Origin of the sequence: Thalassotalea mangrovi, from assembly GCF_005116735.1 — a bacterium.
GTDB classification, from domain to species: Bacteria; Pseudomonadota; Gammaproteobacteria; order Enterobacterales; family Alteromonadaceae; genus Thalassotalea_A; species Thalassotalea_A mangrovi.
On the sequence record NZ_SWDB01000039.1, the window covers coordinates 1 to 22415 of the forward strand.

22 protein-coding genes are annotated in these 22415 nt (G+C 45.2%); 15 read left to right on the forward strand and 7 right to left on the reverse strand.

The genetic code is table 11. The annotated features are described in order from the left end of the window. Window positions 1-182 precede the first annotated feature (182 nt). From E8M12_RS15110 to nhaA, 4 genes are all read left to right on the forward strand, one after another. Entirely contained in the window at window positions 183-581 is a 399-nt protein-coding gene (locus E8M12_RS15110) for a VanZ family protein (RefSeq protein ID WP_246034183.1), read from the forward strand. A 175-nt stretch (window positions 582-756) separates the two neighbouring features. Continuing rightward, the gene (locus E8M12_RS15115) at window positions 757-1197 is read left to right on the forward strand and encodes a DUF3291 domain-containing protein (protein ID WP_136737106.1); all 441 of its coding nucleotides are present in this window, start codon (window positions 757-759) and stop codon (window positions 1195-1197) included. A gap of 24 nt (window positions 1198-1221) precedes the next feature. Continuing rightward, on the forward strand, window positions 1222-1761 hold the full coding sequence (locus E8M12_RS15120; RefSeq protein ID WP_136737107.1) for an HD domain-containing protein: 540 nt from the start codon (window positions 1222-1224) through the stop codon (window positions 1759-1761). A 139-nt stretch (window positions 1762-1900) separates the two neighbouring features. After that, window positions 1901-3112, forward strand: a complete 1212-nt coding sequence (gene nhaA / locus E8M12_RS15125; RefSeq protein ID WP_136737108.1) for a Na+/H+ antiporter NhaA — start codon at window positions 1901-1903, stop codon at window positions 3110-3112. Between the two features lie 174 nt (window positions 3113-3286). Here the strand turns inward: nhaA and E8M12_RS15130 are convergent, their stop codons facing one another. The 4 genes from E8M12_RS15130 to udk are packed head-to-tail and all read right to left on the reverse strand — an operon-like array spanning window position 3287 to window position 7365. Then, window positions 3287-4627, reverse strand: coding sequence for an alkaline phosphatase (locus E8M12_RS15130; RefSeq protein WP_136737109.1), 1341 nt, complete (start codon window positions 4625-4627; stop codon window positions 3287-3289). A 50-nt stretch (window positions 4628-4677) separates the two neighbouring features. After that, window positions 4678-5442 (reverse strand): deoxyribose-phosphate aldolase, encoded by a 765-nt coding sequence (gene deoC / locus E8M12_RS15135; RefSeq protein WP_136737110.1) that lies wholly within the window; start codon window positions 5440-5442, stop codon window positions 4678-4680. Between the two features lie 17 nt (window positions 5443-5459). Next, window positions 5460-6707, reverse strand: coding sequence for a NupC/NupG family nucleoside CNT transporter (locus E8M12_RS15140; protein ID WP_136737111.1), 1248 nt, complete (start codon window positions 6705-6707; stop codon window positions 5460-5462). A 19-nt stretch (window positions 6708-6726) separates the two neighbouring features. After that, window positions 6727-7365 (reverse strand): uridine kinase, encoded by a 639-nt coding sequence (gene udk / locus E8M12_RS15145; RefSeq protein WP_136737152.1) that lies wholly within the window; start codon window positions 7363-7365, stop codon window positions 6727-6729. A 232-nt stretch (window positions 7366-7597) separates the two neighbouring features. Here udk and E8M12_RS15150 point away from each other — a divergent pair, with 232 nt between their 5' ends. The 5 genes from E8M12_RS15150 to E8M12_RS15170 all read left to right on the forward strand — a co-directional run bounded on the left by E8M12_RS15150 (window position 7598) and on the right by E8M12_RS15170 (window position 14994). Further along, complete coding sequence (locus tag E8M12_RS15150) at window positions 7598-8815, forward strand: phosphopentomutase (protein WP_136737112.1); 1218 nt, start codon at window positions 7598-7600, stop codon at window positions 8813-8815. Window positions 8816-8943: 128 nt separating this feature from the next. Next, complete coding sequence (locus tag E8M12_RS15155; RefSeq protein ID WP_136737113.1) at window positions 8944-11226, forward strand: TonB-dependent receptor; 2283 nt, start codon at window positions 8944-8946, stop codon at window positions 11224-11226. Window positions 11227-11731: 505 nt separating this feature from the next. Further along, window positions 11732-13117: a selenium-binding protein SBP56-related protein gene (locus E8M12_RS15160; protein ID WP_211245060.1), complete on the forward strand. Its 1386-nt coding sequence runs from the start codon at window positions 11732-11734 to the stop codon at window positions 13115-13117. 40 nt (window positions 13118-13157) lie between these two features. Then, on the forward strand, window positions 13158-14285 hold the full coding sequence (locus E8M12_RS15165) for a cytochrome-c peroxidase (RefSeq protein WP_211245061.1): 1128 nt from the start codon (window positions 13158-13160) through the stop codon (window positions 14283-14285). Continuing rightward, window positions 14278-14994: an MbnP family protein gene (locus E8M12_RS15170; protein WP_136737114.1), complete on the forward strand. Its 717-nt coding sequence runs from the start codon at window positions 14278-14280 to the stop codon at window positions 14992-14994. Before E8M12_RS15165 ends, E8M12_RS15170 begins: the two co-directional genes overlap by 8 nt. Before the next feature lie 95 nt (window positions 14995-15089). Here E8M12_RS15170 and E8M12_RS15175 read toward each other — a convergent pair whose 3' ends face one another. The 3 genes from E8M12_RS15175 to add form a co-directional block, all read right to left on the reverse strand. Beyond that, window positions 15090-15737, reverse strand: a complete 648-nt coding sequence (locus tag E8M12_RS15175; RefSeq protein WP_136737115.1) for a hypothetical protein — start codon at window positions 15735-15737, stop codon at window positions 15090-15092. Between the two features lie 5 nt (window positions 15738-15742). Continuing rightward, complete coding sequence (gene deoD, locus E8M12_RS15180) at window positions 15743-16447, reverse strand: purine-nucleoside phosphorylase (RefSeq protein WP_136737116.1); 705 nt, start codon at window positions 16445-16447, stop codon at window positions 15743-15745. 86 nt (window positions 16448-16533) lie between these two features. Then, window positions 16534-17541, reverse strand: coding sequence for an adenosine deaminase (gene add / locus E8M12_RS15185; protein ID WP_136737117.1), 1008 nt, complete (start codon window positions 17539-17541; stop codon window positions 16534-16536). 274 nt (window positions 17542-17815) lie between these two features. On the opposite strand from add, the gene aroG reads away from it, so the two are divergent. From aroG to E8M12_RS15215, 6 genes are all read left to right on the forward strand, one after another. After that, window positions 17816-18865, forward strand: a complete 1050-nt coding sequence (gene aroG, locus E8M12_RS15190) for a 3-deoxy-7-phosphoheptulonate synthase AroG (protein ID WP_136737118.1) — start codon at window positions 17816-17818, stop codon at window positions 18863-18865. A 10-nt stretch (window positions 18866-18875) separates the two neighbouring features. After that, window positions 18876-19265 (forward strand): DUF2750 domain-containing protein, encoded by a 390-nt coding sequence (locus E8M12_RS15195; protein WP_169303159.1) that lies wholly within the window; start codon window positions 18876-18878, stop codon window positions 19263-19265. Between the two features lie 95 nt (window positions 19266-19360). Next, complete coding sequence (locus E8M12_RS15200) at window positions 19361-20830, forward strand: COG3014 family protein (RefSeq protein ID WP_246034184.1); 1470 nt, start codon at window positions 19361-19363, stop codon at window positions 20828-20830. Window positions 20831-20844: 14 nt separating this feature from the next. Next, window positions 20845-21279, forward strand: coding sequence for a YcfL family putative periplasmic lipoprotein (locus tag E8M12_RS15205; RefSeq protein WP_136737120.1), 435 nt, complete (start codon window positions 20845-20847; stop codon window positions 21277-21279). Window positions 21280-21290: 11 nt separating this feature from the next. Further along, the gene (lpoB, locus tag E8M12_RS15210; RefSeq protein ID WP_136737121.1) at window positions 21291-21893 is read left to right on the forward strand and encodes a penicillin-binding protein activator LpoB; all 603 of its coding nucleotides are present in this window, start codon (window positions 21291-21293) and stop codon (window positions 21891-21893) included. A gap of 50 nt (window positions 21894-21943) precedes the next feature. After that, on the forward strand, window positions 21944-22414 hold the full coding sequence (locus E8M12_RS15215) for an outer membrane lipoprotein (protein WP_136737122.1): 471 nt from the start codon (window positions 21944-21946) through the stop codon (window positions 22412-22414). Window position 22415 lies beyond the last annotated feature (1 nt).

Here is a 22415-nt window from a genome sequence, read left to right on the forward strand (position 1 = left end):
GCCCATTTACTGCCCTATATTTCATTAATATAGAATGACTATATCAATGAAATCTATGTTGTAACTGAACCTCTGCCTTAACTCTGAGTTGTGCACAAACTTAATATGATTGGTATCAGGTTGCCGAACGTGTATCAAAATAGGTTTTTATTGGCGGTAGAGGTAGCGCTTTGTACAGGTTTGTGGCAATTTTCACTGTAGCCTTCTTTGGCTTTGTGTTGTGGGTTATCTATCTCGCCAATATTGGCCAGAGTCATATACTGTTTCAATGGGCGGCAGCTACTCCCTATGGAGATAAACTCGGCCACCTGTTCATCTTTGGATTTCTCACCTTTATTGCTAACATTTCGCTGAAGCTTAAAACCGTTAGTTTTGGTCGTGTCACTATTTATCTGGGCACTTTGCTGGTTAGTATCTTTGTTCTCGCTGAGGAGTTCAGTCAGAGCTATTTCCCAACCCGTACCATGGATATCGAAGATGTGATTGCCGATGCAATTGGCATCCTGTTATTTACCGGCATTTCGCACCTGGTTGGTAATCGCGTTAATCGGCAACCGATTTTGCTTACTGAACAAACCTAGCAGTTCGACGAATTCGGGGTTCCAGCGTATTGTCAGTTACGAAACGCCTTAGTTATATAATTGACCGTTACTAAATAATTGCCCAGCCAAGGTCAACAAGTCCTCATTTTAATTTGCGTTACAGCCAGATAAACAGATACTTAATACCAATCATTGACTCTGATTACGTTTGTATATGGCAATTGCACAGCTGAATATTGCAAAGGCCCGCTGGCCTTTAACTGACTCACGAATGAGTGGCTTTACGTCACACCTTGATCAAATCAATAACATAGCGGAACGCAGCAATGGATTTATCTGGCGTTTTATCGACGACGAGTCGAACAGCCAGACGCTGGGTGTGCTGAAGGATCCGCTAATGATCGCCAACCTGTCTTTATGGCAATCGCTGGATACACTATCTGCGTTTGTCTATCACTCAGAGCACCGCAATTTTATTAAAAACCGCAAGCAATGGTTTGTACCCTTGCCACAGGCGAGCCTGGTTTTGTGGCACCACAACATGACTCAGCCACCTTTATTGACGGAGGCCGTAGCAATACTAAATTTATATCGTCGACAGGGGAACTCACCTAAGGCATTCACTTTCGCCTATGGGTTGCAGAACACCAAATAGCTTTGAGATTTGAGGTTATCGGCCATGAAAATCAACCGGCATATTGACCAACTTGACACCATCTTAAGCGGCTATGAGGACATCATTGCTGAAGATTATACCGGATATCGTAATCACGTTTATCGCATGGTGCATTTTTGCCTGGCATTGCGCGATATGGACGAGGATGAACAACGAAAAGTATATATAGCAGCAGCGTTCCATGATATTGGCATCTGGCTGCAAAATACCGTTGACTATATCGAACCATCGATACCACCAGCCATGCAATATCTGCAGGACAATCAGTTGCAGCACTGGGGTGATGAGATTGCCAGAATGATTAGTGAACACCACAAAGTCCGCGAGTATGTTGATGAGACGATGCCGTTGGTTGAGGTTTTTCGACGTGGAGACTTGGTAGATTTCTCCCATGGATTGTTTCGTTTTGGGATCGATAAAGCTTTCATCGACTCTGTCCAGGATGCGTTTCCCAATGCCGGTTTTCATAAAAGCCTGGCCAGGCGAGCGGGAAAGTGGTTTATAAAACATCCATTTAATCCGTTGCCGATGATGAAACTTTAATTTCAGGGATTGAAAATGACCGCTGAAATGACCATATCAGGGATTGGATCTGAATCTTTACACCGAACTGGTGTCAAAATTAGCAATTATTTTTCCGATCCGGTTTCCCAATTTTGTATAAGGAGTATGCAGGTCAGGTATGAAAGAAATCCAGACTCAAGCGAATAATGACCAACAGGAAAACTTTATATTAAGTTTTTTTAAACTGGAAACGTCAGGCGGTATTATCCTGATATTTGCAGCGGTGTTGGCAATGATTTTTGCCAATTCACCATTGCGTGTTTATTACGATTTATTGCTAAGCACACCCGTTGCGGTAATCGTTGGTCCATTGGAGGTAGCCAAGCCATTATTGTTATGGATCAACGATGGATTAATGGCGGTATTTTTCTTTCTCGTCGGTTTGGAGCTTAAACGAGAATTAATTGAAGGCGAATTAAGTGATCGCCGAAATATTATTTTACCGGGTGTCGGCGCCATCGGTGGGATGTTGGTTCCGGCATTGGTATACGTCTATTTTAACTATGACGACCCCATGTTGCGCCAGGGTTGGGCCATTCCGGCAGCGACGGATATCGCCTTTGCGCTAGGGGTGTTAAGTTTACTCGGCTCAAGAGTGCCGGGTAGCGTAAAAGTATTTTTAACCTCATTGGCAATTTTTGATGATATCGGTGCAATCATTATCATCGCCTGCTTTTATACCGATGATATTTCATTTGTCAGCCTGATGGTTGTGGCCAGTTGTATCCCAATTTTGTACCTGTTCAATCGTTACAAAATAGAGGCAAGAAGCCTGTACATGATGGTGGGATTGGTGATGTGGGTTGCCTTGTTAAAATCCGGCGTCCATGCAACCTTGTCAGGGGTCATAGTTGCTTTATTTATCCCTCTTAAATCAGCAACCCGTAAAAACTTTTCGCCACTGAAAAGCTTGGAGCACGATCTTCACTCCGTTGTCGCATTTATGGTATTACCTGTATTTGCATTTGCGAATGCCGGCATTAATCTTTCCGGGGTAGGGGCGGAACAGCTGATGCACAGCGTCCCGTTAGGGATCGCTTTAGGTTTGTTTGTAGGTAAACAGGTTGGCGTATTTGGACTTTGTTACCTGGCCATCAAAGCCGGCTGGACGCGTCTGCCGACGGGTATGAATTACACCGCGTTGTATGGCACCGCAGCACTTTGCGGTATTGGTTTTACCATGAGTCTGTTTATCGGGTCCTTGACCTTTGAAATGGGGGGCATGGATAAACTGTTTGATGAGAGAATCGGGATTATTATCGGTTCCCTGCTCAGCGGTATTGTCGGTTACTTATTACTGAGAGTTTCGTTAAAACCGCAAGTAGAGTAAAACAAGCTATAAGCTGCAAGGCTCTAAGGCTCTAAGGCTCTAAGGCTCTAAGGCTCTAAGGCTCTAAGGCTCTAAGGCTCTAAGGCTTTAGGGCTGTAAGGGATAGTTGGAGGGCCTGTTGTATAGGCCCTTTTTTACTTACAGGGATTGTCTGATGAATAGGTGTTATTGCGGTTAATCTTTGTGGTTGAGTATCTGGAATACTTGTTTACCTATATCGGTATTATCCTGATGACCGAAAAACTTTTCTGCGCCAGGTCCCGTGGCGTAAACCGGAACATCAACCCCTGTATGGCCACCTGTTGTCCAGCCGGTATGAGTCTTCTGATCGAGAATCGCTTTTAATTTAATGTAGGTGTGTTTGTTATCTTCAGCGCTGAGTAAATCTTTGGCTTGCTGTTCGGTTAAACTAAAGCCCAGTAAAGCTTCAATTTGAGATTTTGATATCGCATCCTCTCTGATTGTGCGCGCGATTTCTGCAGGGCTCATTTTCAGGTTCTTTAGCCATTTTCCCTGCCATTGATATTTACCTTTGGCACCTATGCTCACACCGCCAGTATTGTGATCGGCGGTTAGCACCACCAGGGTATCCTGGTGTTGTTGGACATAAGACTCCAGATAACTCATCGTGGTTGCCAGATCCTCCATTTCCGCCATTGCATAGGCGATATCATTTGCATGCCCGGCCCAGTCTACCTGGCTTGCTTCGATCAACAGAAAATAACCATGTTGGTTATTTTCTAGTTGCTCGATAGCAGCCTTACTCATGGTTAGTAACGGGGTATCAAATTCAGAGTCCATGGCAGCAGGCAGGGCGACATCGGCGAGAAGCGCCAGCACATTGGTTTGTGATCCGGGTTTTAATACTGACAACCCGGGAAATGTGTCGACGTATTGATAGCCTGAGTCGGTGAACTCCTGCACCAGATTACGATCATCACGGATAAAGTAATCAACGCCTCCGCCTATCATCACATCGGCCACAATTTTTCCTTCGGCGCGATTGTCAAAAAAGTCATCGGCAATGTCATTATAATTTCGTCGACTTTCGTTTTTGGCAATGTACGATGCGGGTGTTGCGTGAACGATCTGCGACGTCGATACCAGGCCGGTTCGCATGCCTTGAATTTTAGCGTACTCGAGTACCGTCAATAATGGCTTTTTATTGATGTCAACGCCAATTGCACCATTATAGGTTTTGACGCCTGTTGCTAATGCGGTGGCACTTGCGGCTGAATCAGTTACAAAGCCTGAGGTTATGTGAGGATACGTAGCGGCTGTACCCACCAGCAGCCGATCGAAAACCGTTTCTTCCACGCGATTGGTTTTTGGATCGTCTTTGAAGTTTCGATATAGCACCGGGTAAACCGGCCCCATGCCATCAGCAACAACCATGATGATGTTTTTCACAGCGGCTGGCGAAGCTTTAGTCTGATTGGTGTCGGCAAAACTATTGGCTGAAAAAATGCTGGTAACGAATAACGTACTCAATACCCTTTTTTTATATTGTCTCATACATGTCCTTTTCATTGAGTCGCAGTCAAAGATGCTGGTTAGAATAATGATTAATAAGTGGCGTGTTGAGCGCCGGTTTCATGACCAAGTTCCCAAAGCAGATTCGTTAACAGGCCGCTGGCTCCAAAGCGAAATTGTTGTTTGTTGAGGTAACCGCTACCCAATAATTCCGCTGCCAGGTTCATGTAGCTGATGGCATCATCAAGGGTACGAACGCCTCCAGCAGCCTTGAATCCGACGTCGGGGTTTAACACCGATATCACTTCCAACATTGCTGATGCGGCGGGTAGGGTGGCATTAACCGGAACTTTTCCTGTGGAAGTTTTGATAAAATCGGCCCCGGCGTTTATGGCGATTTCACTGGCCTTTTGAATCAAGGCCTTTTCTTCTAATACCCCGGATTCGATAATGACCTTTAACAATACATCATCACCGCAGGCCGCCTTTACCTGTTCGACCATCGCTTTCGGGGTATCCTTGTTTCCCTGCATCAAAGCACGGTAAGGTAACACCAGATCGACTTCGTCGGCACCATACTCGATAACCTGATTGGTCTGACTGACCACCATATCGATTTGGCCATTACCGGATGGAAAGTTAACGACCGTGGCTATCTGGATATCGGTGTTCTCCAAAGCTTCTTTTGCCTGGTTTATGAAGGAAGGGTATATACAAACAGCAGCAGTATTGCCGGTAATGGTGCTTGCCTGTTGACACAATTTGGCAATATTATCCGGCGTATCATCATCGTTCAGGCTGGTTAAATCCATCAACGCGATGGCAAGCTTAGCTGCATACGGTTTGTCGTCAAACATAATGAAAAGCCTTAATATTACTGCAAAGAAATAAACACACCGGCAATCGCCGCACTCATCAGGTTCGCTAAACTTGCCGCAAGTACCGCTTTTAACCCCAACTGGGCAATATCAGGGCGGCGATTTGGCGCCAGGGAACCGATACCTCCTAGCAATATCGCAATGGATGACAGGTTAGCAAAGCCACAAAGTGCAAAAGTGATAATCGCCTGGGTATTAGCGCTTAAACTGTCTTTATTAGCAATAAAATCGACGTAAGCGACAAATTCATTGACGATAATTTTCTGGCCAAGAAAACTACCGGCGATATTTGCTTCTGACCAGGGAACTCCCAATATATAAGCCACAGGCTGGAATAGATAACCCAGTATCAGCTGCAGTGATAACTGATCATAACCGAACCAACCCCCAAGCCAGCTTAATAAGCCGTTAAGCAAGGCTATCAAGGCAACAAATGCCATCAACATAGCACCCACATTCAGCGCCAGTTGTAACCCCTTGGCTGCTCCATTTGCGGCAGCATCAATAACATTAACGCTATCATCATGCTGATCTTTATGTGTGAGATCTTCTAGATCATTTTTTGCCTGCTCGGTTTCCGGCAGGATCAGTTTTGCCATTAGCAGACCACCCGGAGCGGCCATAAAACTTGCAGCGATAAGATACTTTAACTCCACTCCTAAGCCTGCATAACCGGCCAAAGTTGCTCCGGCTACGGATGCTAAACCACCGACCATTACCGCAAATAACTCGGAACGGGTCATAGTTGGCAGGAAAGGTTTTACCACCAATGGTGCTTCCGTTTGGCCAACAAAGATATTCGCTGTGGCGGATAATGATTCCGGACGAGAGGTAGTCAGAAACTTTTGCAGGGCACCGCCAATAAGCTTCACGACTTTGTCCATGATGCCAAGATAGTAAAGTACCGAGATCAGAGAAGAGAAAAAGACAATAATAGGTAACACTCGTACGGCGAACACAAAACCAACGCCGTTTTCAAACATGGCGTCAGTACCCAGACCACCAAAGAGAAAATTAATGCCATCTTTGCCATAACTGATTACGTTATCGACGGCACTGGAAACGGATATCAGGGCATCTTTGCCCCACGGCACGTATAACACCAGAGCACCTAGCGATACCTGGAGGGACAGGGCACCAATAACAGTACGCCAGTTAATGTGTTTCTTATCACGGCATACCAGATAGGCAACTGCCAACAAAATGAATATACCTGCTAATGCTCTAAGGGTCGTAAAATCCATGGTTTACCTATCTCTACTGTTAATTTTCCTTTACCAGTTCGCGTATTTTTGCTTTGATCAATTCCAGGGCGCGCCGATTTCGGCCGCCTCGGGTTATCACTATGTCCGCGTAATTTCTGGATGGTTCAATGTATTGAAAATACATGGGTCGAACCGTTAAATGATATTGATCGTGCACCGAAGAAAAGTCTCGACCACGTTCCTGTAAATCTCTTTTTATGCGCCTTAATAAACAAATATCCAACGGTGTATCCATATAAATATTGATATCGAAGCGCTTACGTAGTTCAGGGCAGGTAAATAACATTATACCCTCAACTAACACCACTCTTGCCGGCTTTACCGGAACAACTTCTTCCTTGCTGCGTGTATGTCGCTTGTAATCATACACGGGCACGTGAATCATCTGGCCCTGACTTAACTGGGTTAAATGCTGTTTTAACAAATCATGTTCAAACGCCGAAGGGTGATCATAATTGGTTTTAATCCGTTCTTCGAATGGAAGATGGTCCTGGCATTTATAGTAAGAATCTTCGTTAATAATCGTCATACTGTCCTGACCCAACTCTCCGATCAGCTCGTTATATATCGTTTTCGCAAACAGGGATTTACCGGAGGCTGATGCTCCAACGACGGCGATTATGGTGAGGTGATTGATAGACAAAATGCGACAAAAATCAAAAAATCGATGCAAATAGTATCGCTTATTTTGCCCTAAAAACTAGCAAAATGTTAATAAATTATAACGTTAGCGGTGAGTTTGTTGTCATTTTGCACCTTTGATGAATAATTTGCTCAAAAGCTAATCGTTCGTCGTGCATCGAACTTACAATATGGCCTTATTAACATTACTATACTGGTTATTGTGTGCAGTAAATTGAGAGAAAGTTATGCCTCGGGCAATGATAATGGTAATTGACGGATTTGGTATTGGGGCGGCTCCTGATGCAGAAGCGTTTGGCGATGTGGGTGCCAATACGTTTGCTAACCTGGCACAACGGTTTTTGCAGCAGGAAGGACGGACGCTGGCCTTACCTAATTTAGGCAAGCTTGGTTTATTTGAGGCAGCATGGGCCGCTTCAGGTGCTGAGTTGCCGATAAAGCCGCAGATTGCGAGCTCTGGCGCTTATGCCCATGCGGCAGAAATATCATCGGGTAAAGATACGCCGAGTGGTCATTGGGAGATGATGGGGGTGCCGGTCTTATTCGACTGGGGATACTTCAGCGATAAACAGAACTCATTTTCAGCAGAATTACTGGAACAAATCGCAATCCGCACTGGTATTAAGGGCGGGCTCGGTAACTGCCATGCATCGGGAACTACCATTATCGCCGAACTTGGCGAACAACATATGCAATCCGGGATTCCGATATTATATACATCTGCGGATAGTGTCTTTCAGGTCGCAGCCCATGAAAAAACCTTTGGACTGGAAAACCTTTATCATTATTGTGAGCAGGTAAGGGAATTGCTAAATGATATGGACCTGAACATCGGCCGGGTTATCGCCAGGCCATTCGTTGGTGATAATGCCAGTAATTTTCAACGTACGGGTAATCGTCGTGACTATTCAATATTACCGCCAAGTCCGACCGTGTTGGATACCCTGCATGATAATGGCGGAACTGTCGTCAGCGTCGGTAAAATTGCCGATATTTTTGCGCATCAGGGGATTAGCCATAAAGTCAAAGCCACCGGCTTAGACCAGCTTGTCGATGCCTCGTTGGTGGAATTTGACAAAGCCACTGACAACACCCTGATATTTACCAATCTGGTAAACTTTGATCAAGATTACGGTCATCGCCGCGATCCAATCGGTTATGGTCAGGCACTGGAGTATTTTGACAGCCGTTTACCTGAAATTTTTTCACGCCTGAATGCAGATGACTATCTGTTTTTAATTGCCGATCATGGTTGTGATCCCACCTGGCATGGTAGTGACCACACCCGCGAATTCGTGCCGCTTATCGCCTGGTCGCCTGGAATGAAGAGTATTGATTTAGGGCAGCGCGATACCTTTGCAGACCTTGGTGCGACGATCGCTGACATCTTTGCTTTACAGTCTCCTGAGTATGGAACGTCGTTTAAATCCCTATTAATGGCATAAAAAGGTAACGATTTTCGTCAATATCGGTTATCATTCGTTACTGAATGTAATCGGTAAATTATGCCGTCGTTCGCCCGATACAATCGATAAAAACACGGGCTGAATTTAATGTCACAGGGAGACAACCAATGAAAACCTTCAAACCAAATACTCTGGCAATGAGTATTAATGGCGCGATATTATCTTTTGCCGCTTTGGCAGCAACCCCAGCAATAGCAGAAGCAGAGGGCGAAAAGCTCGACTCTTCAAAACTTGAAGTAATTCAAGTTACTGCCCGTAAACGAACTGAGAATGTGCAGGAAGTTCCTGTTGCCGTCGCCGCCGTTCAGGGTGAGAAACTGGATGCAATTTCTTCAGCTGCCATGGACATTCGTTTTTTAAATGCCCGTGTTCCAAGCCTTAGTGTTGAATCATCGTTTGGTCGTACCTTCCCACGATTCTACATGCGTGGCTTAGGTAATTCCGATTTCGATTTGAATGCTTCACAGCCGGTTTCTCTGGTTGTTGACGATGTTGTCCAGGAAAACCCTATTTTGAAAGGTTTCCCGGTATTTGATGTTGAGCGCGTAGAAGTCCTTGGTGGTCCGCAAGGTACGTTATTTGGACGTAACACACCAGCTGGATTGGTAAAGTTTGATTCGGTAAAACCTTCTCAGGATTTCGACGGTTTCGTTTCCCTTTCATACGGTAGTAAGTCAACCAGCGATTTTCGTGCCGCTATTGGCGGTGGGTTGACCGATAACCTATCTGCCCGTATTTCTGTATTACGTCAAGACAGAGACGACTATATCGATAACAAAGCTCCGGGCTTCGAACAGGATGACGTATTAGGCGGTTACACCGATCAGGCGGCTCGTATCCAGTTTTTATATGAAGGTGATGACTGGACGGCTTTGCTTAATTACCACATGCGTGATCTGGACGGTAAGCCAGTGACGTTTTATGCCAATGCCATCAAACCAGGCACTAACGATTTAGGTGGTGAAGGCTGGGATGGCCGCGATACCGTATGGCATGATTCAGCGTCTCGAGCCACTCAACAAGTTGAGACTGAAGGTGCAAGCCTGAAATTAGAATTTGAGCTTGGCGATCATACGTTAACCTCGATTACTGGCTATGAAAGCGCTGAGCTTTATTCACGTGCCGATGTTGACGGTGGTTATGGTAACGCATTTGCGCCAACCATGGGCCCTGGTGTCATTACCCTGGATTCAGAAACTGCTGATGGTATTCCGGATCACCAGCAAATCACTCAGGAACTTCGCCTGACCAGCAACCTGGCGGGTGCATTCAACTATCAGGTTGGTGCGTTTTATTTCAGCGAAGATTTAACCATCGAAAGTTTCGCTTATGATCCAATTTTCAGTAATGGTGAGCAGACCGGTTACGTAATCCAGGAACAGGAAACTACAGCCTGGGCGGTATTTGGTTCATTCGATTATGACTTTACTGATGCCACATCAGCGACCTTTGGTATTCGTTATTCCGACGATGAAAAAGAATATAGTAACCAACGTACGCAATCACCTCTTGGATTCTTAGGCTTCCCAGATGAAGCAAGCGGTTCTGTGAACCCAAGTGATACCCATGTTAGCTGGGATATCAGCGTTAGCCACAAACTAACAGATGATGTAAACCTTTATGCGCGCATTGCCGACACATTCCGTGCACCAAGTGTTCAGGGTCGTTCACTGTTTGCTTTTGATGAAGGTATTTCTGTTGCCGATTCTGAAACCATTATATCGTATGAAGCCGGTGTTAAATCTGACATTCTTGACGGCAGCGGTCGTTTAAATGCCTCAGTTTTCTATTACACCATGGATGATCAGCAGTTAACCTCTGTAGGTGGCGACAGCAACACAGCGCGTTTGTTAAACGCCGATGAAACCGTTGGTTATGGTTTTGAAGTTGATTCAGAGTTTATGTTGACCGACAACTTTGCTATCACGGCAAGCGTTAGTTACAACAACACCGAGTTGAATGATGATTCATTGTCAGTGCCGGTTTGTGCATTGTGTACGGTAACGGATCCTTTGAACGAAAATGGCCAGGCTATTGTGGATGGTAACAGCCTGCCGCATGCTCCAGAGTGGATTTACACCCTGACTGCACGCTATGCCATTGAGATTGGTGACGGTGAATTTTATGCCTACACCGATTGGTCTTATCGTGATGACATCAGCTTCTTCTTATACGAGTCTGAAGAATTTACCGGTAAATCTCTGTTAGAAGGCGGTGCGCGCACAGGTTATACCTGGGAAACTGATGCCCAGGAATACGATGTGTCATTATTCGTTAGAAACATGACCGATGAGCAACAAGCTATCGGTGCGGTCGACTTTACCAACAACACGGCAATCGTTAATGAAGAGCGCTTTGTTGGTGCAGAGTTCAAAGTTAGCTTTTTCTAATCGTTAACTAAGAATGTGTTTTAGAAAGCCAACCGACGGGTTGGCTTTTTTGTATCTGTTGAAAATCAAGGGGTCAGAGTCTGTGACTCTGACCCCTTGATTTTCACAATGCCATTAATCTTAAAACCTCTTATTCGTTTAGATTAGGCATTTCCACCACAGCTAAACCTTTGTGATTACCACCGAACTGGATTAATGCCGGTAACCGCATGAAATTCTTTAAATAACACAATTCTGGATTAGTGATTATACTTAGCGGTTATGGTCGTACCCTGGCACCGGTAGCTTCTGTCTTGAATTCATTTAAGCAAATAGAAGTGAATGATATATCAGTGAAAATCCGTATCAACAGACATACAATGTTTTACTGTGGCGAAAGCGTTATCGGTTAATTTGTTGGCGAACTGACTCCTGAGGTATGACCGAGTTTATATCACTATTGTTCTGTGTAAATGAGGGTGGAGCGGGATCAATAGTGTCATCGAAATGCCTTTAAGGAATCGTTATGAACAAATTAATCCCTGTATTTGCAATGGCTATGACGTTAATGGTCTATGGTTGTAGCGAAGAGAAAAATGGCGCCGAAGAGGTCAGCCAACCGGAGCAACAAGCGCAGGATAAATCTACCGTTGCGGCAACAGATAGTTCACAGCCTGATGCGGACCGTAATGCCGAAGAAAGCCAGGCAGTGGTGCTTTTATCGGGTTTACCAACCTTAGATACCAAAGACAGTATTGCCATTGTAGAGCTCGATCCTGAGTCAGAAGATTTTGGCAATATCATCTATGAGTACCCATTACCTAAATATGATGCGCCTTTACACCACCTGTATTACAGTCCCAATGGCCGTCTTTATGCTACCGGTCTTGGCACGGAATGCAGTCTCGCTGAAATTGGCCTGGTTAGAAACGCACAGGCTGAGCCGCAAATTACCGGTGTCAATTGCCTTGATACGCAAGGGCAACAAGTCGGCGAAGACATCATGTGGCACTCGGTGAATGGCAAAAACTATATGTTTGTCACCTTTATGGGTGGTACTGGCGTCAGTCAGGAAGATGCCGGGTCTATCGGTGTCTTTGATCCGCAATCGAACGAAATCATTAAGATAATAGAGGCGAGAAAATCGCAACTGGATGAAGGTGAACCGTATCTATTATATCCTCATGGTATTTCGGCTTATGGCGATCGAATGGTTGTGACATCTACGGTCCATCCTGATTTATCGACCGGGGTTGGTAATGCGGTAACCATTATTGATCTTAATACATTAGAACCGATAGAAAATATTGTCATTGAAGATAGCAAGCCTGTGGGGTTTCCGTCGTCGCCGGTAGAGGTGCTTTTTGTTCGCCCCAGTATTGTGCCTGACGCTGAACCAGCCGTGTTGGTAAATACAATGTTTGGTTTTGAAACCTGGAAAATTCCATATAACGAGGCGGATAAAACCTTTGGTAAGCCTGAAAAATTATACGATGGCGCAACGGCAGGGACCGGCGTGCCACTTGAATTTTATGGCAATGAAACCGAGATGTTTATCAGTCATGCCGTTCCGGGAGTGGTAAAACGCTATGATTTACAAAAACTTCCGGATCTTGTGTCTTCGGGTGCCGATATTGAAACTGAACCCGGAGCTCATCATATTATCTTTTATAAGTCAGCATCGGGACGTGAATTGATCGCGGTACAAAATAACCTGTTGAATCTTGGTAATGCCGAAGATAACGATCCCACAGATGTTGATTTCATTGCCAAGGTTAACGCCCATTCGGTTACCGTGCATGATTTAAAAAGTGGCGAGAAACTGGCCACCGTTAACTTTAAAGATAAATACCAGAAGGGAATCGATAATATTGAAAGCCTGTTTGGTTCCGGATTTGTACATCACCACTAGGGATGTTGGCCTGTAAGATTTAACAGGCCGTTGTGCATGTATGGTTAAGGTCATTATGTCGGTGATAACGGTACTCATCGTTTTAGCCGGCATTACTTTCTGGAAAATAGCTAACGATCCGCCGGTAACCACCCCAGTGGAATTCACGGCGCCCTTTGTTTTTGGACGATTCCAGATACCCAAGGACAATCCTTATACTTACGAATCCGTCAAGCTTGGCCGCAGGTTGTTTTATGATCCGCTGCTATCCGGTAACAATGAAATCTCCTGCGCCAGCTGTCACAAGCAGGAACTGGCGTTTACCGATGGACTCCCCCGGGCTATTGGGGCATCGAAGCGAGCGCTGCCTTTTAATTCCATGAGCCTGTCTAACCTGATGTGGGGACCGCGCCATTTTTTTTGGAATGGGCGGGTTGCCTCGCTTGAACAACAGGCGTTGTTACCGATTCAACATGTTGATGAAATGGATCAGGATCTCGATGAGTTAATGGAAGAGTTGAAGCAGGATGACCGTTATCCTGTTTTGTTTAGAAACGCTTATGGACGGATAACGCCCGAAAATACGGCCAAAGCACTGGCCAGCTTTCAGCGTTCACTGATATCGGCAAATTCAAAATACGATAAATACCTGCGTGGTGAGATTAGCTTATCAGACCAGGAAGAATATGGTCGCAAGCTGTTTATGGCGCATCCAGATACTAAAGTGTCATTGCGGGGTGGTAACTGTATCGATTGCCATAGTCAGTTCCTGACCGCCGGCTTTGCAACCGGCTTCGATGGGTTTAGTAACAATGGCCTGGATGATGATGAGCATTTACAGGACGGTTTGTATGCTTTTACCGGCAATGATGCCCACCGAGGCTTATTTAAAGTGCCAACGCTACGTAATATAGCCGTGACGGCGCCATATATGCATGACGGCCGATTTGCCTCTCTTGAGCAAGTATTGGAACACTATAATAGTGGTATAAAAATGAGCCAAACGCTGAGCCCGCTAATCATTGAAGCGGATAATCGGGAGAAAGTTGATATCCAGTCGGTCAGTTTGAATTTAACCGAAACCGAAATGAAAGCGATTATCGCTTTTTTGCATACGCTCACTGACGAGGACTTCCTGACCAACGAGGACTTTTCTGATCCGTTTAATCGAGGTTCAGACCATGACTAAAACCATACCTTTGTTAACTACTTTACTTCTCGCTGCTGTAGTCGCCGGTATTACCTGGCAATTACAGTCGCCAAAATCTCTCACCCTGAGGTTTTACCCGTATATGGGAGAGCAGGTGCTTGTGTTTAATGACCTGCGTTATCAAAATCCGGGTGGGCCAGGCAAATTTCTGATTCGGGATTTGCAGTTATTTATCTCCAATATTCATTTAATTGGTAAAAAGCAAACATACCGGCAACCGGATAGTTATCATTTGCTGCGTTTTGATAATGATAAAGGTTATTTTGATATTGTCCTGAAAGATGTGGCACTCAATGAGTACGATCGTATTGAATTGGGAATCGGCGTCGATCCGGACGCAAATGGCAGTATCGTTTTTTCTGGTGACCTTGATCCCAATGGTCGCATGGCCTGGAATTGGCAGGTTGGCTATAAATTTTTACTGTTAGAAGGGCGGCTAACCAGCAATGAAAAATCGATACCCCTTGTCTATCACATTGGCTTCGATGAGAGCTATACCAGAGTCACTGTGCCACTTGCTAATGACTCTGGTTTTTTTGATCAAATTACCACGCTGAAAGTGGATTTCAGCAAACTATTCATGCAGGAAACGCCGGTAAATATGGAGCAGGTATCGACGGTGAAATTTGATCCCGATAACGTCAGGCTCATTGCCCAGGCGTTTCCAGATTTACTTTCAATCAATTAATACCAATCCCAATAAATTATTACTAACTCTGAGTTTTGCACAAACTTAATGTGATTGGTATAACGCCTGATTAGCAGTCCATTGCTAGCAAGATGTTAGTCTGTATAACCCCAGGGGGCCGCCGGTGGTGTAACGGGTTTAGTTAAATCAAAATCGACACGAAATTCCCGTCCCTGGCGAATTAATCGATAGGTAAATTTGTCTGGGTAAATGTACATTTGCCAGGTATTACCGTTTGATTGCGGAATGCCTAGCTCAACAAACAATTCTTTGGAGTATTGATCGGCCGGAAATGACTGCATCTCGGCCCAGCCAGCGTCCAATGTATGTCCACCATACATGGTTGATTTATCGCTGGAGCCATCTTTATGTCGGTGATCGTGTTTGAGTTGCAAGCCTGAGCCTGTTTTGGTGATTAACCAGGTTCTGGATGCATCGTCGCCAACATGAAAGGGGATTTGTAGTTGCCTGTCATTACATTTTCTGACGTGCATGATCAATTCTTTACCTGCAAATCCACCGCCATCGGAATTATCAACGGTGATCTTGCCAGTATACGCTTTTCCACAATGAGCTTTAATGGACGCAAAGAAAGCATCATGGGTGTTAATCGACACCATCGGCGCTTCAGATACTTGTTGCTCACCATTAGTGCTCGACTGTCCCGAAGCTGCCAAGGCTGAGTTGGAAGCTGTCGCAACCAAAGCAACAGCGGACGTTAACAACAGGGATTTGATGTTCATAACCACTACAGAATACTTTCCAGGGTGATTTCCATCATATCCTTAAAGGTTGTCTGTCTTTCTTCGGACGTGGTTTGTTCACCGGTCTTGATATGATCACTAACGGTAAACACCGCCAGTGCTTTTTTACCGTATTCTGCGGCGACACCGTATAAACCTGCTGCTTCCATCTCAACGGCAAGAATGCCCATTGCTTCCATCTTTGCAAACAGCTCAGGCTCGGGCGTGTAGAACAAGTCTGCGGTGAATACGTTGCCAACGTGTACCGGTTTGCCAAGGCGATCGGCGGCTTTTACAACGTTATTTAATAATTCGTAGTTGGCAATGGCAGCAAAGTCATGTTGACCTAAGCGTGAACGATTGACTTTCGAGTCGGTGCAGGCACCCATGCCAATGATCACATCACGCAGCTTAACATCGTCTCGAACAGCACCACAGCTACCGATACGAATAATGTTTTCAACACCGTAATCCTTATAAAGCTCGGTTGCATATATAGAAATGGAAGGGATACCCATACCGGAGCCCATCACTGAAATTGGCTTACCTTTATACGTACCCGTGTAACCAAGCATATTACGTACCTGAGTAACACATTTGGCATCATCAAGAAAATTCTCGGCAATGAATTTGGCGCGAAGGGGATCGCCGGGCATTAAAACGGTTTTGGCAAAGTCATTGGGTTTTGCTTCGATATGTGGAGTTGCCATAGGTTGGTTCTCTTTTAAGTTGGTTGAATAATGTTCTGTAAGCTGTAAGCTGTAAGCTGTAAGCTGTAAGCTGTAAGCTGTAAGGTTTATGCTAATTTGCTTTGTTTTAATTTTCGCAGGGCTCGGCGTTCTTCATCGCTGAGAAATGCTGCCTTGAGTGCATTTTCCTGAATTTGCGTTAATTGCGCGTCGCTTAAATCGAATAAACGCTGCGCCAACTGATATTCGTGGCGTAATTCAACGCCTTCTACCGCGGGATCATCGGTGTTTAATGTGACCAATAATCCCTCAGCCAAAAACTGGGTGATCGGGTGTTTAGCCAAATCTTCTACTGTACCGGTCTGATAATTTGAAGTCAGGCAAGATTCAATCGCAATCTGCTTATCTCTTAGGTAAGTCATCAGGGATGGATCCTGATGGCTCTTTACCCCATGACCGATGCGGCTGGCACCCAACAGGTTAATCGAATTCCAGACACTCTCGGGGCCGGCAGCCTCACCGGCATGCACGGTAACCTGGAGGTGACTGGCACGGGCCTGATTAAAATGCTCGACAAATTTTTCCGCAGGCTGATTGTACTCATCACCGGCAAGATCAATAGCAACCAGATGCTGTTGATGGGCAAGTAAACCCCGTAATTCCTGATGACAGGCTTCGGTACCAAAGGTACGACTTAAAATTCCAATGAGCTTAGCCTGCACCCCGAAATCTTTGCAACCCTGCTGCACACCATTGATAACGGCTTCAACGACGTCGGCAACAGGTAATTGATGATTCATTGCCATATAGTAGGGAGAAAATCTAAGCTCGGCATAATCAATACCAGCCAGTTTTAAGTCTTCGGCGTTTTCATAGCCAACTCGATAACAGTCATCGAGGGAAGTTAATACTTTGACGCCCCAATCCAGCTTAGTCAGGAACTCCAGTAAATCACCTGCTTTATCGGTGATGGTTACATGGGGAATAAAATCTTGAAACCGCTCAGCGGGTAAGGGGATGTTATTTTTTTCAGCAAGTTCCCAGATGGTTTTTGGACGAATATTGCCATCCAGGTGACGATGTAAATCAACAAGTGGCAGGGAGTTGTTAACCATAGAATGTCACGATATCAGAACGTTAGAAAACAGTATTGGCCTTAAGTGTAACCTGAGCCAGTAAAATTGCTCAGCTTTCACTCAGGGCCAGTAAATTTGCCGCATAGTGTAACTGATCCGACAAGATTTTAACATTAATTTGCCCGTGCCTTAATTTGTAGTTGGCATTGCAAATAAAGATTGCTAAATTTAACGTCTTGATTTCAGAGTAATTACTCTGATTGTATCGAGCACCTTTCTTAATCAATACAATAGCACCGCAAGGGAAGTACTCATGTTTCATCAAACTGACGATGTAAGAATCAATAATATAAAGGACTTATTGCCACCCGTCGCCTTACTGGAGCGTTATCGCGCCAGTGAGAAAGTGTCAAAGACGGTTTTTGACGGGCGTCAGGCAATCCACAAGATTCTTGCCGGCGAAGATGACCGACTGTTGGTTGTGATCGGCCCTTGTTCGATACATGACCCTAAGGCAGCGCTGGAGTATGGCGAGCGTCTCGAAAAACTGCGTCGTCGCTATGCAGATACCCTTGAAATTGTGATGCGCGTGTACTTTGAAAAACCACGCACAACGGTTGGCTGGAAGGGGCTGATCAATGATCCTTACCTTGATGGTAGTTTCCATATTAATGACGGGTTGCGCATCGGTCGTAAGCTATTACTGGACCTCAATGCTTTAGGATTGCCAACTGCGGGCGAATATCTGGATATGATCACGCCGCAGTATATGGCTGATTTAATGTGTTGGGGCGCAATCGGAGCACGAACCACGGAATCACAGGTGCACCGGGAATTGGCCAGTGGTTTGTCATGTCCGGTTGGATTTAAAAATGGCACCGATGGCACGATAAAAATTGCCATTGACGCGATTGGTGCTGCCAGCGCACCGCATCATTTCTTATCGGTAACAAAACTGGGTCATAGCGCCATTGTTGAAACCAAAGGCAATGAAGATTGCCATATTATCCTGCGCGGCGGCAAAGAGCCTAATTACCAGGCCGAGTGTGTCAAAGATATCTGTGCACAATTAGCCGCAGCGAACTTACCGGAAAAAGTGATGATTGACTTTTCCCATGCTAACTCGCGCAAGCAATTTAAAAACCAGTTATTGGTAGCGGAAGACGTGGGGCAGCAAATCATTGCCGGAAATCGTTCTATCTTTGGGGTAATGGTAGAAAGTCATTTGCTGGAAGGGCGTCAGGATCTGGTCGATAATAAAGCCAGAACTTACGGACAGAGTATTACCGACGCATGCATTGGTTGGCAGGATACGGAACAATTAATCGAAAATCTGGCAAATGCGGTCAGCACACGATTTTGAGGTTGAACAGATGAGTAAAGAACTAGAGTTACAGTCGCAGAAGCAGTCCTCTGAGCAACGCTTTGAATTATTTATGAACCGTTTGATGAGCGATCGCAAAACCTGGATTTTAATTGATGAGCATGGTTGTGTGATGCTCACCGATGGCGATGAAGACCTGGTGCCGTTCTGGCCTAGTGAAGAAACAGCAAGGCTCTGGGCGAGCGATGAATGGTCCGATTGCCAACCCAAGGCATTGTCGTTTGATGAACTAATGGAGAAATGGATACCGGGCATGGAAGAAGATGATCTGGCAATGATTATTTTCCCGGCCGATGACCTGAAAGGGAGAATTCTCCACCCCTGGGAATTTTCCCTGGCGGTTACGAAGAAACAGGAAAAACTGGCAAGAAAAAATTAGTTTCACCTTAATAAAAGCGATTAATCCTTTGGATTTAGTTGCTTAATTAATAAAACTTGTCGAAATTATTCGGCGAATGTGATTAATTTAGGGTTATGAAAATAATTTTTGCGCCATTGGTCGACTATTTCAGGCAACGCCGATTCCGCTATTTGTTCATCACATCGGGCATGACAGTGATGCTTGTTGGCTGTGCCGGCATGCAGTTGTCAGATATGTTTAGTGGCTATGCACAACAAATGTTGCCGGTGCGCAACCATATCGATCAAGGGCAACTGCAGCAGGCCCAGTCGACACTGATTGTTCGATCGAAAACCGAAAACAGTTACGCCCTTAGTCAACTGGAAGCGGGTCGTCTCGCGTTTCTTGCCAATGATTGGTCCAGCAGTCAAAAAGCGTTTGAGCAAGCTTATGACTATGTAAAAACCACCAATGAACAGGCAAAAATTCGCATCAGTGAATCGTTAAATCAGGCTGGTGCGCTATTAAGCAATGATAATGCCTTACCTTATGTGATCCCAGCTTACGAACAAAGCATGATGCATTCTTATCAGGCGATTAATTACCTGATGCAAGGCGATAGGGAAGGTGCCTTGGTTGAGGTCCGCCGCGCCAACATTGTCCAGGAAAACTCGCTAAAACAGAATCAGGATAAACTTGACGAGGCTCGAAGCGATGCCCTGCAAAAAGCTGATGTGCCCGAGTCTAGTCTGTATTCCAGTTTTCCGGATATGGAGTCAACACTTGCCGATGTGAAAAGCGGCTTTCAAAATGCCTACACTTTCTATTTGTCCGGCGTTTTATATGAAGCCAGCAATGAATTGAACGACGCCTATATTGATTACAAACGGGCCTTAGAGATCTATCCGGACAACCCAGTGCTGATAAACGATGTGCAACGTCTGGCGCAGCGCCTGTCTATGCAGGATGATATTGTCCGATTCAATCAACGTTATGGGGAATATCAGCCTAAAAGCCTTCAAAGTAATGGTATAGGCGATGTTATTGTTGTCATCGAGTTGGGGCAAATCATGCCCCGTGAGGATGCCAGTATCAACTTACCCACCAGTCACCGTGGCAGACTGCGTTTTTATTCCTTGTCATTACCTTCCTATAACCATGCACGGCAATTCACCGTTCCGGCGCAGGTGCAGTTACGTCAGGGCGAACAGGTATTAACCGCAGAGCCTCTGCTGGAGTTGTTACCTTTGGCGAAGTTTCAATTATATGAGCAAATGCCGGGAATGGTGGCCAGGCAGGTATTGCGGATATTTGCGAAAGAAGAAATCCGTCAGGAAGCGGCACGGTCCGGTGGTGATGTTGGCAATATCCTCGCCAGTTTGTACAACATCGCATCGGAACGCGCCGATACCCGTTCCTGGCTGACCCTGCCACAACAGATTCAGGTACTACGCCAACCTTTAGGTGTTGGTAAGCAATCCATTGAGGTGGATTACAATGGTCAGCAACAACTTATTGATGTAGAAGTAAAAGAAAATCGAATCACCCTGGTTAAGTTAACCGTGACCGGGAATTATATTGGCTATATCACCTCTAACCTATAATTAGGAGTATGTTTATGCGCAACTTTTTTTTACTGACACTACCGCTACTGATGCTGGCGGGGTGTGCCTCGGAACCGGATACATCGGGGATTGGTACTGAACCAATGACTCAGGGCGATAACTATCAGGAGTACCTGAAAGTAAACAATCCAGATCTTGCTAAGAGGGTACAGATTGCCGACGTTAAGTCGAGAAAAACCAATGACTTTCTCGAAGTAAACCTGCAATTATTGAGTACCTATGATAAGACTCAGAATCTTCAGTATCAGTTTTATTGGTATGATGCCGATGGTTTTGTCATCGAACCGGGAAAAACGCCATGGAAAGCGGTTGCTTTGCATGGTCAGCAAAGTGTGATGTTACGAGCCATGGCGCCCGTTAAAAATGTAGATAAATTTAGTCTTTATGTACGTGAAGTGCCTAAAGAAGTGTATAAATTCGACGACTAAAAGGAAGAAACATGAAAACACTAACGTTAAGTTTGATTAGTATCGGGTTAGTACTGTCGCTGGGCGCGTGCTCCAATAAGGCTACGGTAAGTTATGGTGATGCTCAGGAAGTGGAAACCACGGATTTGAGTTTCGGTTCCACGGATTTGCAAACCATTGCCACCGAAATGACCGATTCATTATTACAATCGGTAGCAGTGAATGAACTAACCAGAGATGGTCGTCCGGTCATGTATGTTGAGCGCATTAAAAACAAAACCTCTGAGCATATCGATACGGAATCGATAACCGATTCAGTATCCACTAAATTGTTACGTTCCGGGAAATTTCGCTTTGTCGATATGTCGCGGGTTCAGGACGTAAGCAAACAACTGGAATTTCAAAATGAAGGTGGATTGGTGGACCCGTCCAAAGCGGTGCAGTTTGGCAAGCAAACCGGTGCTGAATACATGTTGTATGGCAACCTGTCGAGCATTGTTAAATCCAATAAGGATAAGTCCGATGTTTACTACAAGTTTACGATGCGATTGATGGATCTTGAGTCTGGTATCGTTGAGTGGGCAGATGAAACTGAAATTCGTAAAACGAAAGAAAAACAGGGCTGGAGTTGGTAACTACCGCAAATGCGGTTGCTGTTCACGCCCATGTTTCTAAGGAGCTTGTTATGAAACCCTGGATTTGGCTATTGATCCTGGCTGGATTAATGTTCAGCCTGCCTGGTTATGCTCAATATGAGCGCAACAAAGCGGTTCCGGTGGAGAAAGTATTATTCGGCCAGGTGCTGAGCGTTAGGGATATTTCTCGTGAGGAGCTGATCGAAGATCGTAACCATGGCTGGAAAGTATTTGGAGGTGCCTTAATTGGTGGAGCCATCGGTAATCAGTTTGGTGGCGGCAGTGGCCGTGTTGCCACCACTATCCTGGGATCGATTATTGGCGGCAGCATGGCCTCTAATCATAACCCGCAATATCAAACCCGTACCATTCGCCTGGTGGAAATCATGGTGGAAACCGAACAGGATGGCCAGTTTATGGTGGTCCAGGATTTTGATCCGAGTATGGTTTTTCACCAGGATGACCTGGTACGAATGGTTTATTTACAGGGCGGTATCGTCCGTCTTGATAAACAAATGTAAG

Excerpts from the sequence above, each read along its gene's own strand:
- E8M12_RS15205 (WP_136737120.1), top strand. The coding sequence starts at position 20,845 with ATGCGCAACTTTTTTTTACTGACACTACCGCTACTGATGCTGGCGGGG.
- E8M12_RS15155 (WP_136737113.1), top strand. The coding sequence starts at position 8,944 with ATGAAAACCTTCAAACCAAATACTCTGGCAATGAGTATTAATGGCGCG.
- deoC (WP_136737110.1), bottom strand. The coding sequence starts at position 5,442 with ATGTTTGACGACAAACCGTATGCAGCTAAGCTTGCCATCGCGTTGATG.
- E8M12_RS15165 (WP_211245061.1), top strand. The coding sequence starts at position 13,158 with ATGGTTAAGGTCATTATGTCGGTGATAACGGTACTCATCGTTTTAGCC.
- E8M12_RS15215 (WP_136737122.1), top strand. The coding sequence starts at position 21,944 with ATGAAACCCTGGATTTGGCTATTGATCCTGGCTGGATTAATGTTCAGC.
- E8M12_RS15200 (WP_246034184.1), top strand. The coding sequence starts at position 19,361 with ATGAAAATAATTTTTGCGCCATTGGTCGACTATTTCAGGCAACGCCGA.
- lpoB (WP_136737121.1), top strand. The coding sequence starts at position 21,291 with ATGAAAACACTAACGTTAAGTTTGATTAGTATCGGGTTAGTACTGTCG.
- E8M12_RS15175 (WP_136737115.1), bottom strand. The coding sequence starts at position 15,737 with ATGAACATCAAATCCCTGTTGTTAACGTCCGCTGTTGCTTTGGTTGCG.
- E8M12_RS15160 (WP_211245060.1), top strand. The coding sequence starts at position 11,732 with ATGAACAAATTAATCCCTGTATTTGCAATGGCTATGACGTTAATGGTC.
- add (WP_136737117.1), bottom strand. The coding sequence starts at position 17,541 with ATGGTTAACAACTCCCTGCCACTTGTTGATTTACATCGTCACCTGGAT.
- E8M12_RS15170 (WP_136737114.1), top strand. The coding sequence starts at position 14,278 with ATGACTAAAACCATACCTTTGTTAACTACTTTACTTCTCGCTGCTGTA.
- deoD (WP_136737116.1), bottom strand. The coding sequence starts at position 16,447 with ATGGCAACTCCACATATCGAAGCAAAACCCAATGACTTTGCCAAAACC.
- E8M12_RS15130 (WP_136737109.1), bottom strand. The coding sequence starts at position 4,627 with ATGAGACAATATAAAAAAAGGGTATTGAGTACGTTATTCGTTACCAGC.
- E8M12_RS15150 (WP_136737112.1), top strand. The coding sequence starts at position 7,598 with ATGCCTCGGGCAATGATAATGGTAATTGACGGATTTGGTATTGGGGCG.
- nhaA (WP_136737108.1), top strand. The coding sequence starts at position 1,901 with ATGAAAGAAATCCAGACTCAAGCGAATAATGACCAACAGGAAAACTTT.
- E8M12_RS15140 (WP_136737111.1), bottom strand. The coding sequence starts at position 6,707 with ATGGATTTTACGACCCTTAGAGCATTAGCAGGTATATTCATTTTGTTG.
- aroG (WP_136737118.1), top strand. The coding sequence starts at position 17,816 with ATGTTTCATCAAACTGACGATGTAAGAATCAATAATATAAAGGACTTA.
- E8M12_RS15120 (WP_136737107.1), top strand. The coding sequence starts at position 1,222 with ATGAAAATCAACCGGCATATTGACCAACTTGACACCATCTTAAGCGGC.
- E8M12_RS15195 (WP_169303159.1), top strand. The coding sequence starts at position 18,876 with ATGAGTAAAGAACTAGAGTTACAGTCGCAGAAGCAGTCCTCTGAGCAA.
- E8M12_RS15115 (WP_136737106.1), top strand. The coding sequence starts at position 757 with ATGGCAATTGCACAGCTGAATATTGCAAAGGCCCGCTGGCCTTTAACT.